Below are 12481 nucleotides of genomic sequence, written 5' to 3'. Positions count from 1 at the left end.
GTAAGAAAGTGGATGGTTAAAATGAGCATTACTTTAAATAGTTTTTTACATCAGCTAATTACAAACCCCGCATTACTAATAACAGTAATACTAACCATGGGTGTTATATTAGTTAATGGCTGGACTGATGCTCCTAATGCAATTGCAACTTGTGTTTCTACAAGAGCTATTAGTGCTAAAAAAGCCATAATAATGGCTACTATTTTTAATTTCCTTGGGGTATTGGTTATGACTATGCTAAATGCAACAGTTGCACAAACCATATTTAATATGGTCGATTTTGGGGGGAATTCTAAAGACCCAATAATTGCTCTGTGTGCTGCTTTGTTTGGTATAGTGCTGTGGGCTACAGCAGCTTGGTGGTTTGGTATTCCTACCAGCGAGAGCCATGCATTGATTGCAGGAATTTCTGGAGCTGCAATAGCATTACAAGGAGGTATTTCAGGAATCAATGGACATGAATGGATAAAAGTAATTTATGGACTGCTTATGTCAACTATTATGGGTCTATGTTTTGGATTTATTGTAGTTCGTATAATACAGGTTATCTTTAAACGTATAGATAAGAGGAAGAGCAGACCCTTCTTTCAGTATGCTCAAGTTGCTGGTGGTGCAGCAATGGCCTTTATGCATGGAGCACAAGATGGACAAAAGTTTATGGGTGTATTTATGCTTGGAATTTTCCTTGCAAATGGACAAACTAACGTAACTAATTTTACAATTCCAATATGGCTTATGGTGCTTTGTTCCTTAGTGATGGCATTTGGTACTTCTATTGGAGGTTACCGTATTATTAAAACAGTAGGAATGGATATGGTTAAACTAGAAACCTATCAAGGGTTTTCAGCAGATTTAGCTGGGGCATTTTGTTTATTAGTTTCTTCTATATTCGGAATTCCTGTAAGTACTACACATACTAAAACAACTGCAATTATGGGGGTTGGAGCTTCAAAAAGACTTTCTGCTGTTAATTGGGGTATAGTAAAAGAAATGGTTTTAGCTTGGGTATTAACATTCCCAGGGTGTGGTATTGTTGGATTTTTAATGGCCTACTTATTTGTTAAAGTATTCTAATGAGGGAAAGGAAAATTAAAAATGAAGAATAATAAAGATTTTAGTTATTTTAAGGCATTCGTTGAGTTATCAAATTTTTCAGTAAAAGCTGCTGAATTTTTGAATTCTACATTAAAAGATTTTAATGTAGATACTATAGAAGCAAAAGTAAAAGAAATGCATTCAATTGAACATTCTGCCGATGATGAAAGACATGAAATAATGAATAGATTGGTGAAAGAATTCTTACCTCCAATAGAAAGAGAAGATATAATAAGCCTAGCTGATAATATAGATACTGTAATAGATTCAATAGAAGATGTTTTAATAGTTATAGAGATGTATGATGTACAAGCTATTAGACCAGAGATATTTAAATTTACTGAATTGATTATAAAATGCTGTAATTCGTTAAATTCAGCATTAAAGGAATTTGAGAATTTTAAAAAGTCAAAAACTCTTCATGATGCAATCATAGAAGTGAACCGTTTAGAGGAAGATGGAGACCAGCTTTATATAAGCAGTATGCGAAGTCTTTTCAAAAATACAAAAGATCCAATAGATTTAATGGTTTATAAAGAAATATACCATCTATTAGAAAAGTGTTGTGACAGCTGTGAAGACGTAGCAAATGATATTGAAAATATTGTTATGAAAAATTCTTAATGGCAATCTAATAGTAAGGGGTTATATTATATGACTAATATAGAAATTAGCAGACCTAGAATTGAGGATACTGAATTAATTAATGATTTTTTCCAAATTGTACTTAGAGATACATTTAGAAAAAATGATATTTTAGATTTAGTTGATACAATGCTAGAAGAATTTAAGGATAAGAGAAGATGCTTAAATCAAGATATAGAAAGTAATGGGAAGAATAGATTTTTTCTAATCGCTAAAGAAGGCGATAAGATAGTTGGATCAATTGAGTATGGGCCTTCAAATGATTTAATCCATTCATGTACAAATGGAGAGTTAAAGGATATCCCTGAAATAGGAACTGTGTTTGTGCACCCTGACTATCAAAAGCAAGGTATCGGAAGTAGGATGCTTAATCTTATATTCATTGAAATGAAAAAAAACGGAATAAAAGAGTTTTGCTTTGATAGTGGTTATAAAAGTGCACAAAAGATATGGACTAAAAAGTTTGGGAAGCCAGAGTACCATTTAAAAGATTACTGGGCAGAAGGTTCTGACCACATGATATGGAGAATAAAAGTCGAGGATGTAATAGAGTAAAAAGGTATATAAAGATTATATTTTAAGAGGGGAAAGCATGGATAAATTAAAAAATATATTAAGCGGAGAATCTAAGAATTTAAAGGTTTTAGATGTTGGTACAGGCCTCGGAGATTTTATTGAAGTACTGAAAGAAAGTTTACCTGGATATAGTAGTATAATTGGAATAGATACAGAGCAGGGAACTGTAGATAAGGCTATAGAAAAAAATAGAGATAACAGAATTGAATTTATGCGTATGTCTGGCGAGAATATAGAATTTGAAGATAACAGTGTGGATGTAATTTCTATTTCTAACACTCTTCATCATCTACCTAATAAAGAAAAAGTACTACATGAAATTAAAAGGGTGGTGAAGCAAAACGGAATTATTATAATTAATGAAATGATATCAGATAATCAATCTGAGAAGCAGCTTTCACATGTTGCAGTTCACCATCTTCAAGGTGAACTAGATACTTTATTTGGAAGATGTCATAATAAGACCTTTACCTTACAGGAACTAGTCAAACTAGTAGGGAATCTCAACCTAGAAAAAGTTGATATGTTTCAGTATAATACTCATGAAGAACAAGAAAACAGTGAAAACCTAGAAGAAGAAAAGGAAATTCTAGATCAATGTTTTAAGGCCTTGGAAGCAAAAATAAATAAAATAAGTGATTTAAAACAGCGACTAGGATATTTAGATACTTTGGAAAAGCTGAGAAATAAACTATACAATATAGGAATTTTTGGTGCAACTGAAGTAATGTTTATATGCAGAAAAAGTTAATTTTAATGGAATACAAGTTTGCGGATAGAATTAAATGTCTATTCGCTTTTTTTATTAAATAGTCCCGGTAAAATTGCATGCCCAGCTTTTATTTACATAATTAAACATTGACTTGACTATAATAATCACAGGTCAAAATATTTACATTGAAAAACATATATGCTGTAAAGGGATGTGACGCACATTTGAAGAAAGGCATTAGCTTGGATTTAAGATTAGAAAACAACTTAAAAGCTTTAAATTCTTATTTTACTGATTGTCCAGATATAATACAAAAGCAAGTGGCGTTAAAAGAAATGAGAAAAGGATGTTTTATATTTATTAAGGAATTTATGAATTCCGATTTGCTTCAGAGGGATTTTATAAGGCCACTTATGATGATGGACTATTCTTTATTATCAGACATAAGTATAGTAGAATATCTTCCTACACTAAACAATTCATTATGCTATGATATTGATTCCGTTGTAACTTCGGTGCTGGAAGGAAAAATAGTTTTTTTAATTGATGAAGTTAATTTTGCAGTTGTATGTGATTTAATGAACGTAGAAAAAAGAGCCATAAGCGAGCCAGAAGGGGAAAAAAATGTACGTGGTTCTCATGATGGATTTATTGAGTCATTAAACACAAATATTTCACTACTAAGAATCAAAATTAGAAGCAGTAAATTTAAATATAAATCTATAGTTTTAGGAAATGTAACAAATCAAAGTTTAGCTATAGCTTATATTGAGGGAATAGCTAATCCCAAAATAGTAAACAACCTTTATAACAAAATTAATAATATAAAAATTGATGGATTGCTATCTATAGGTTATATTGAACAGCTAATAACAGATTCAAAACCCTCAGTATTTCCTCAATATGTAGCTACTGAAAGGATAGATAAATCTGTAGCAGCTCTATTAGAGGGAAAAGTTGTAGTTCTATTAGATGGTACCCCATATGCGCTAATAGCACCTATTTCTTTTTTTTCCTTTTTTGATGCCTCTGATGATTACAGCAGTAATTGGATACCAAGTACAATGATAAGATTTGTCAGATTTCTTAGTGTGATAACTACCTTAACATTACCTGGCTTATATATTTCAATAACAGCTTTTCAATATTATTTAATTCCAACTGATATATTAGTACAATTGGGAAAATCACGGGCAACTGTTGCATTTCCTCCTGTAGCCGAAGCACTTATGATGGAATTTACAGTTCAAATGCTCCGGGAAGCTTCAATAAGGCTGCCTACATACATAGGTGCTACTATTGGTGTTGTTGGAGGTATTATAATTGGTCAGGCAGCGGTATCAGCAGGCATTGTAAGTAATTTATTTATCATTGTAGTTGGAATAATGGCCATTGCATCTTATGTTACTCCAAACTATGATTTTGGCATGGCAATAACAGTATTAAGAATCTTTATTTTACTTATGGCTTCTCTATTTGGAATTGTTGGAATGATTACCTGTTTTTCTTTGCTTTTAATGCATTTATTATCCTTGGAATCTTTAGGTCAGCCATATTTTGCACCAATAATGCCATTAAAAATCAGAGACATTAAGGATACAATAATAAGATTTCCATTGAAGTTTATGAAAAGAAGACCTAATACAGCACAACCTATTGGAAAAAGGAGAAGTGGTGAAGGTGAATAATCCTAGACATGAAATTACATCTGTACAGCTAATGGGTTTCATAGTGTCTGCGCAAATAGGTATAGGTATTTTAACTTTACCTTCTATTCTAGCTCAGAAGGTAGGTCATGATGGCTGGATTTCAGTGATTGGTGCAGGTGGTATATGCCTAGTTGAAGGTTTATTTATTACGTACTTATTAAAAGGTTACTCAAATAAGTCAATTTTTGAAATAAATAATATTATTTATGGGAAAATTTTAGGTGCTATCCTCAACTTAGGTTTTATATTATATTTATTATTTATAACAGGCATAACCTTGAGAGTTTTTGAGGAAGCTGTAAATATTATTATACTTAAGCTTACACCGCCTATAGTTATTACTCTTCTAATTTTGTTATCCACAATATATGGTATTTCAAAGGGATTAAAGGTTATTTGCAGATTTGCTGTTATGCTGCTTTTTTCTTATTTTATTTTAATTATAACTTTATTGTTAGTTCTTAAATATACAAGATATACTTATTTGCTGCCAGTTGGAAAGGCAGGCTTCATGCCAATAATCCAAGGAATTAAAATGAGTTCATATTCATTTCTTGGATTTGAATTAATAGCATTTATATATCCTAATATTAAAGATAAAGCAAATGCTCCTAAGTATATGGTTATATCTTTAATTTTTACAACAATATATTACGCTGTATCAGTAATTGTTTCAATAATGGTGTTTGGAGAAACAAAGTTAAGTATGCTTGTATTTCCTGTTTATAATATGGAGCAGGCAATAGAGGTACCTGTTATTGAAAGGTTGGATACACTATACATTTTATTTTGGTTTCCAACTATGGCTTCCACTGTGCGTGCATATCTATTTTCATCTTATTATAGTATTTCAATGCTGTTTAAAGTAAAAAAAAGAAATCCATTATTGTTTATTGTGGTCGTAGTAGAAATAATAATAAGTAGAATACCTAAAAACTTTGAGTCAACTTATGCTTACACAGAATATTCAGGAAGTATTGGAATGATAGTAGTATTTATTATTGTTATCACCTTTTTCATATCTATCTTCAGAAAGAAGGTGAAAATATAGAGTGAAAAAAACAATAATTTTTTTGCTTATTATAATAATGTCTATAAATTTAACTGGTTGCTGGGATCAAAAGATATACGAAAAGTCTGGGTTTGTACTGCAGGTAGGTTTTGAAACATACAATACCAATGATATGTTAATATCCTTTACTCTTCCTGTAGTTGATATGACCGCGAAAGAGAGGACTGAATTAATTTATTCAAATGGAGCCATGCTTAGAGAATTCAGAGAAAAAGCTAGAAAAACATCAGCCAAGGTGGTTGAAGGAGGGAAAATACAGCAATTTTTAATAGATGATTCTCTGGCGAAAAAAGGGATTAATAACTTGTTTGAAGTAATTGAACGTGACTCTACTGATCCTCCAACTGCATTTGTTTTAATAACTGAGGGAAGTCCTAAGGAAATGTTTCAAGTCTTGCAAGGATATGGAGATAAACCTGTCCCTGCATTTTATATCCATGATTTGATTAGGAGCAACATTAAGTCATCCTATGTACCTGAGACAAGAATGTTTCAATTTAGCACACAGTATTTTTCACCAGGTATAGACCCTATTATACCAATAATAAAACTTCAGACCGATAAAGGAAAGGGTGTTGAAGTTACTGGAACTGCATTGTTTTCAGGTGATAAACTAGTAGGAAAAATTGATACAAAAGAAACCCCTTTCTTATTAGCTATGATGGGAAAAATGAAAGGTACCATTTTTATTTCTAAAAGACTCACAGAGAAGGAACAAGAGAATAATAAGAAAGGATGCGCTATAAGTATTAATAAAGTAAAGCGTAAGCTTTCTGTAAATATATTGGATAATAAACCTGTAGTTAATATATCATTAAATTTAAATGCCGCTATTGCAGAATTTAAATGGAATGAAATGTACGATAGTGATTTTGAGCAATATGTAGAGGGAGTTATTTCAGCAGAAATAAAAGACTTATGTGAAAAAGTTTTAAAGTATACACAAGAAGTAGGTAGTGATCCTATAGGAATAGGTGATATTATAAGGGCTAAGCATAATAACTATTGGGAAAAGATTAATTGGGAAAATGCTTATAAGGATGTAGTTTTTAACGTTAAAGTTAATGTTAATATAAGCAATCATGGTGTAATACGATAATTATTAAGGTTAAATAGATAAAGATGTATGTTAACTGAAATTAGCATACATCTTATTTTTTAGAAATAGAAAGTATAGTGTGCTTGACATTTAGTGTAAAGCGTACTATACTTTAAATGTAAAGCAAACTATACTTAATGAGAGGTTGTGATAAATTGCAGACTAGAATACAGGAGTTAAGAAAAGCAAGGAAGATAACTCAAAATGAGCTTGCAGATGCAGTGAATGTCACAAGGCAAACAATTATATCTTTAGAGAATGGAAGATATAATGCATCCTTAATATTGGCACACAAAATTGCGCAGTTCTTTGAGGTATCTATTGAAGAAGTATTTATTTTTGATCAGGAGGATGAAAATTTATGAGAGGGATTTTTTGTGGATGTAATGCAAGAAATAATGAGGAATACAGGAAAGTTATAAGGAATCGTATGAAAGCTATGGTAGCTCTTATAATTATAGGAATTATTACAATGATAGTTGGTTTTGGCACAAAAGCCTATTTAAAAACATCCATTAATGAGCATATGCTTGGAGTATATTCTGGGGTTGGAGCAGGTCTTTTTGTAGCAGGAGTAATCCTATGGATTAAAAATAGAATGCTACTTAATGATGAGAATAAATTAAAGGAAAGTAGGCTCAGTAATACAGATGAGAGAATTCAAGAAATAGGAAACAAGTCAATTAGAACATCAGCCTATGTGATGCTTGTAGTAACGTATGCGGCTGCATTAATTGGCGGCCTGTTTAATCAGGTATTATTTCAGGTACTTATATGTATAATCTTCGTATTTATTCTATCTTATATGTTTGCATTTAAGTATTATAGTAAAAGAATGTGAGAAAATAAAATGAAAAAACTTAATAATTATATATGTTTGGGATTGTTATTTAATAGTATTTTCTTATTTTCAAATGAGTTTAAGCTATTCCCGGAATTTATAAAAGGTCTATTTGCTGGTTTGGGAATTGCTTTAATTCTTATTGGAGTATACTCCGAAAGGCATGATTTATCTAGATTAAGAAATTATAAAAAGTCACTATTTAATCGATTATTGTCGAAATAATATGTGAAATAATAAAATTTTGTAGTCCACTAGCTAGGTGGGCTTTTTTATTATAAATATTTTAAGAAAAAACTTTAAAAGTTATATAATGGAATATATAATAAATATTAGGGGGTGTCATAACGATGCAAAATGAGAATTTTATATTATCAGGACTACCATACGAAAGAATAACAATTGAAGCTTTTGAAAATGAAGCATCACAAATAGCAAAAGAATTTAATGATGCAAAAGATGGGGAAGAACAATTTTTGGCACATAAAAAATACTATGCGTTAATGGCAAAAGTTAGAACTGCAATGATTTTAGCTGGAATGAGACATGATGGTGATGTTTCAAATGAATTTTATGAAGCTGAGCAGGAGTATTACGATGAAATATCTCCTAAAATTCAGAGCTTTGAAGTGAAGTATCAAAAGATGCTTTATAATTCTAAATACAGAACTTATCTTGAGAGCAAAATAGGACAAGTTACCTTTAAGGATATAGAGATTCAACTTAAAGCGTTTAATGATGTACTTATTTCTCTTAAGCAGGAAGAAAATGCGCTTACATCAAGATACAATAAATTAATTGCACAAACTAAAGTTGAATTCAAGGGAGAAACACTGAATCTTTCATTATTAGGAAAATATATACACTCAAAGGATAGGAAAACAAGAATTGAAGCATCAAAGATTAGAAGTGAAAAGCTGCTTACCATTGCTGATGAATTAGACGAAATTTTTGATAAGCTTGTAGCAAATCGTAATGCACAGGCTAAGTCAATGAAATATGATAATTATGTTGAACTAGGTTATTATATTATGGGACGTAATTCATACGACAAAAATGATGTAGCTAACTTTAGAAATCAAGTTAAGAAGTATTTTGTTCCGTTTGCGTCTAGAATGCATGAAGAGAGAAGAAAACGTCTTGGTTTAGAAAAGCTTGATTATGTTGATGAAAATGTTTATTTTGCTGAAGGAAATCCTATTCCTGTTGGAACTGCAGATGATATTTTTGCTGCAGGCAAAAAAATGTATAGTGAATTGTCTCCCGAAACAAAAGAATTTTTTGACTTTATGTTAAAGCATGAGCTATTCGATGTATTAGGAAGACCTAATAAAACTACAGGCGGCTATATGGATATGCTTCAACTCTATAAAGCACCAATCATATTTGCTAATTTTAACGGCACAAGTGGAGATGTGGATGTTATAACCCATGAATGTGGTCATGCATTCCAAGGATTTGTAACAAGAAATGATGAAATAGTAGAGCACAACAACATAACCAGTGAAACTGCTGAAGTTCACTCAATGTCAATGGAGTTTTTTACAGAAAGATGGATGGATTTATTCTTCGGAGAAAGAGCTGATGATTACAGAGAAATGCATCTAGAAGATGCTATTGCATTTATACCATACGGATGCATGATTGATGAGTTCCAGGAAATAGTATACACGAAGCCAGAGCTAAGTCCTGCACAAAGAAGAGATGTGTGGAAGCAACTAGAAAAAGAATATAAGCCCCATCTTGCTTTTAAATATGATGCCTTTTATGGTGATGGGCGTACTTGGCAGATGCAGAAGCATGTATATAACTGGCCCTTCTATTACATTGATTATTGCCTTGCACAGACATGTGCACTTCAGTTTAAGGCTCTAATGGATGAAAACTATCAGGGGGCTTGGCAAAAGTATTATGCATTTTGTCTGCAATCAGCAAAAGATTATTTCCCTAATATGCTCCATAATGTTGGTCTTAGAAGTCCTTTTGAAGATGGATTTATGGAGGAGCTTGTAGAGAAGATTAAATTATAGAATTGCGACATCAAATGCATAGCTTGAAAAGTAAGATTACAAAGAAATTCCGGCAGGATAATAAGTCTGCCGGAATTATTTTTTTCTTAACATGTATGCTAAATAGAAACAAAACGGTATAATTCAGCTTGAATAAGGATTTTTTATGGAACTATGTAAAAATGTGGTCTATAATCTATATATAAGTAAGATGTAGCATGAGTAATTGAAAAATGCTTAGGCAAAAGAGAAATTATTATTTTTAATGGAGGTAATATTAGTTGGAGTGTAATTGTGAAAGAAATTGTATAGATGTAAATTTAGAGGCAATTTTGCCTACTGCAAAAATATCCAGTAGTAACATCAAAGTCTTAATGATTTCAGAGGCTTTACCTAAAAATTTGAACGACTTTTTTTATACTACTGAGCAAGCTGCATTTTTTAAAACAACGTGCCAAGCATTAGATGATGCTGGATATCATATAGAATCTATTAGTGAGCTAAATGAATTAGGAATTTATCTAACAACTGCTATAAAGTGCAGTAAGAAAGATTATCTTGTTTCAGCTGCTACAATCAAAAGGTGTAGTCAGGTTTTAGAAAAAGAGATTGAACCATTTAAAAATGTAAAGTCCATTATGTGTATGGGTGACTTTGCTATAAAGTCCATTAATTATATATTTAAGAGAAAATACGGAGCTAATGTTATTCGGAGCGGATCAACCTATAAAATTAGAAAAGAAATTTACAGCTCAAATGGCATTCGGTTTTTCCCATCTTATACCCAGACTGGAGATAGCTTTAATATTGAGAAGAGCAAGAGAATTATGATAGCTGAAGATATAAGGAACGCTTTTGAATACGCAGGAATTGTAAAATATAAATAAAATCAACAATTTTAAAAATTATAAATGGTTATTTAGATAAGGTTGAAATATAAAATTCTTAATATATAGATTTAAAAATTAGGAGAGATCGATGGATAACATTGAAATAGAAGAATATATAAGTAATTTAAATTTAGAGGCACCACAATACTTACAGGATTATGCAATAAGCCAGCTTGTAAATATTGAAGAGTCAAAATTATACATGCTTTTACAGCCAGTATCAAAGAGTTACTGGGGAAATGCAGCAATAGTTTTAAAGCAAATTGGATATCCAAGGGTTAAATCCATAATTCCCGGTCTTTTAGAATGGATTCAAGATATGAACTGGCCTGGCTCAAAGGAAATAGTAGGATTATTAGTTACAATAGATGATGTCATAGTTCCATATGTTAAACAAGTATTAAAATCAGGGGATGGAATTTGGATAATATGGCTATTGTCTGAGGTAGTAAGTAAATGGGACAAGGAATTAAGAACTCAAATTAAGGATAATTTATTAGAACTAGCTATTACTATGAATAATAATCTTGTAATCGAAGGTGTTGATTTACAAGCATTAAAGCTGCTTAATGAGTATGAACTTATTGATAGCAAAAAGGCTTTATCCATTAGCAAAAGGAAAAGGGAATTATATCTTGACCTGGTAGAAAATATTGATGAATTCATAGGGACAATTGAAAAATAAATTGTCTGAAAGGAAGAAACTATGATTAACATTCAGGGTGATAATATTTATCTTAAAACATTCTCAAGGGAAGAATATCATAGGTATTGGAAAAGCTATGTTGCTGATCCAGTTATGGATCCTAATCCTTATGTTTATGACGAAGAAAAAGTAGATGAAAAATATGTGTTAATTACTGAAAAGGAATCATGGTATCCTAGGGCTGGAATATTTTTACCTAATGGTACTCCAATTGGTGAGATATCTTTTAAAAGGGTTGATTATAAAAAAAGCAGATGCGAGCTTGGAATTGCTCTTGTTAATGATAATTATAAGGGCCTTGGATATGGGACAGAGGCAGTTAAATTGGCAATAGAGTATGTGTTTAGTACACTTAAATTAAAAAATATATATGCTGATACAATGGGTTCAAATATTAGGATGCAAAAGATATTTGAAAGATTAGGGTTTGAATTTATAAATTGTGACGAGCACTTTTATAATATGCATGATAGATGTGAAGATAAAATGAATTATATACTCATAAATCCTAATGAGATAGGTTGTCAGTAATAATTTCAAAGGTATAAAGGGGTGGGGTAAATGATAATGCCAACACATATTGTTGCAGCAGCAGGTGTTGTTGAAAATGATAAGGGGGAAATCCTATTAGTAAAGACATATCACGGAGGATGGGTTTTTCCAGGTGGACAGGTTGAGGTTGGAGAAAATCTTATTGAGGCAGTTGCAAGAGAAATAAAAGAGGAAAGCGGAATTGATGTGAAAGTAGAAAAACTCTTTGCAATTTCATCAAATATAGCAACGAATAAAGGATATAATGGGGTTAAAGAAGTACCTACCAAGGTAATGATGGATTTTATTTGTACTTTTATTGATGGAAAGTTGTGTACTTCAGATGAAAATTCAGAGTCGTGTTGGATACCGAAAGATAAAGTGCTTGAAATGATTACAACACCAGCCATCCGTCAGCGTTTTCAAGCGTATTTAAATTATGATGGGAATGTATAATATTTTGCATATGTGACGCAGCCAGAATTTAAATTAGATGTTGATAGAAAAATATAACCAGCGTTCTATATCTTTTCTAGAAGGGCATCTTTGTAATATATAAGTAGGAAGGATTAAGTTGGAATAGCTCACTCAGATAA

Annotated in this window: 15 protein-coding genes; all 15 read left to right on the top strand. The window is 31.4% G+C overall.

Features of this window, described 5'->3' with window-relative positions; all coding sequences use genetic code 11:
• Positions 1-21: 21 nt before the first annotated feature.
• Positions 22-1074 carry an inorganic phosphate transporter gene (locus bsdE14_RS02555; RefSeq protein ID WP_264848370.1) on the top strand — a complete coding sequence of 351 codons (1053 nt, stop codon included), beginning with the start codon at positions 22-24 and terminating at the stop codon, positions 1072-1074.
• A 21-nt stretch (positions 1075-1095) separates the two neighbouring features.
• Positions 1096-1719, top strand: coding sequence for a DUF47 domain-containing protein (locus bsdE14_RS02550; protein WP_264848369.1), 624 nt, complete (start codon positions 1096-1098; stop codon positions 1717-1719).
• Positions 1720-1749: 30 nt separating this feature from the next.
• Entirely contained in the window at positions 1750-2295 is a 546-nt protein-coding gene (locus tag bsdE14_RS02545) for a GNAT family N-acetyltransferase (protein WP_264848368.1), read from the top strand.
• A 37-nt stretch (positions 2296-2332) separates the two neighbouring features.
• Positions 2333-3067 carry a class I SAM-dependent methyltransferase gene (locus tag bsdE14_RS02540; protein ID WP_264848367.1) on the top strand — a complete coding sequence of 245 codons (735 nt, stop codon included), beginning with the start codon at positions 2333-2335 and terminating at the stop codon, positions 3065-3067.
• Between the two features lie 185 nt (positions 3068-3252).
• Entirely contained in the window at positions 3253-4716 is a 1464-nt protein-coding gene (locus bsdE14_RS02535) for a spore germination protein (RefSeq protein ID WP_264848366.1), read from the top strand.
• Complete coding sequence (locus bsdE14_RS02530; protein ID WP_264848365.1) at positions 4709-5788, top strand: GerAB/ArcD/ProY family transporter; 1080 nt, start codon at positions 4709-4711, stop codon at positions 5786-5788. The genes bsdE14_RS02535 and bsdE14_RS02530 overlap by 8 nt, the downstream gene beginning before the upstream one ends.
• A gap of 1 nt (position 5789) precedes the next feature.
• A complete protein-coding gene (locus bsdE14_RS02525; protein WP_264848364.1) occupies positions 5790-6908 on the top strand; it encodes a Ger(x)C family spore germination protein in 1119 nt (372 codons plus the stop codon).
• Between the two features lie 155 nt (positions 6909-7063).
• A complete protein-coding gene (locus bsdE14_RS02520; RefSeq protein ID WP_264852207.1) occupies positions 7064-7273 on the top strand; it encodes a helix-turn-helix transcriptional regulator in 210 nt (69 codons plus the stop codon).
• Complete coding sequence (locus bsdE14_RS02515; RefSeq protein ID WP_264848363.1) at positions 7270-7749, top strand: hypothetical protein; 480 nt, start codon at positions 7270-7272, stop codon at positions 7747-7749. The genes bsdE14_RS02520 and bsdE14_RS02515 overlap by 4 nt, the downstream gene beginning before the upstream one ends.
• Before the next feature lie 36 nt (positions 7750-7785).
• Positions 7786-7974, top strand: a complete 189-nt coding sequence (locus bsdE14_RS02510; RefSeq protein WP_264848362.1) for a hypothetical protein — start codon at positions 7786-7788, stop codon at positions 7972-7974.
• Between the two features lie 125 nt (positions 7975-8099).
• Positions 8100-9779: a M3 family oligoendopeptidase gene (locus bsdE14_RS02505; RefSeq protein WP_264848361.1), complete on the top strand. Its 1680-nt coding sequence runs from the start codon at positions 8100-8102 to the stop codon at positions 9777-9779.
• A 260-nt stretch (positions 9780-10039) separates the two neighbouring features.
• A complete protein-coding gene (locus tag bsdE14_RS02500; RefSeq protein ID WP_264848360.1) occupies positions 10040-10645 on the top strand; it encodes a uracil-DNA glycosylase family protein in 606 nt (201 codons plus the stop codon).
• 91 nt (positions 10646-10736) lie between these two features.
• Entirely contained in the window at positions 10737-11333 is a 597-nt protein-coding gene (locus bsdE14_RS02495) for a DUF5071 domain-containing protein (RefSeq protein WP_264848359.1), read from the top strand.
• Between the two features lie 21 nt (positions 11334-11354).
• Positions 11355-11885: a GNAT family N-acetyltransferase gene (locus bsdE14_RS02490; RefSeq protein ID WP_264848358.1), complete on the top strand. Its 531-nt coding sequence runs from the start codon at positions 11355-11357 to the stop codon at positions 11883-11885.
• Positions 11886-11915: 30 nt separating this feature from the next.
• Positions 11916-12341, top strand: a complete 426-nt coding sequence (locus bsdE14_RS02485; protein WP_264848357.1) for an NUDIX hydrolase — start codon at positions 11916-11918, stop codon at positions 12339-12341.
• Positions 12342-12481 lie beyond the last annotated feature (140 nt).

Source organism: Clostridium omnivorum (assembly GCF_026012015.1).
In the GTDB taxonomy this organism is placed as follows: domain Bacteria; phylum Bacillota; class Clostridia; order Clostridiales; family Clostridiaceae; genus Clostridium_AX; species Clostridium_AX omnivorum.
This window is presented reverse-complemented; position numbering and strand designations above follow the sequence as displayed.

Coding starts and splice junctions, on each gene's coding strand:
- bsdE14_RS02490 (WP_264848358.1), top strand. CDS start 11,355: ATGATTAACATTCAGGGTGATAATATTTATCTTAAAACATTCTCAAGG.
- bsdE14_RS02555 (WP_264848370.1), top strand. CDS start 22: ATGAGCATTACTTTAAATAGTTTTTTACATCAGCTAATTACAAACCCC.
- bsdE14_RS02545 (WP_264848368.1), top strand. CDS start 1,750: ATGACTAATATAGAAATTAGCAGACCTAGAATTGAGGATACTGAATTA.
- bsdE14_RS02495 (WP_264848359.1), top strand. CDS start 10,737: ATGGATAACATTGAAATAGAAGAATATATAAGTAATTTAAATTTAGAG.
- bsdE14_RS02540 (WP_264848367.1), top strand. CDS start 2,333: ATGGATAAATTAAAAAATATATTAAGCGGAGAATCTAAGAATTTAAAG.
- bsdE14_RS02550 (WP_264848369.1), top strand. CDS start 1,096: ATGAAGAATAATAAAGATTTTAGTTATTTTAAGGCATTCGTTGAGTTA.
- bsdE14_RS02505 (WP_264848361.1), top strand. CDS start 8,100: ATGCAAAATGAGAATTTTATATTATCAGGACTACCATACGAAAGAATA.
- bsdE14_RS02515 (WP_264848363.1), top strand. CDS start 7,270: ATGAGAGGGATTTTTTGTGGATGTAATGCAAGAAATAATGAGGAATAC.
- bsdE14_RS02485 (WP_264848357.1), top strand. CDS start 11,916: ATGATAATGCCAACACATATTGTTGCAGCAGCAGGTGTTGTTGAAAAT.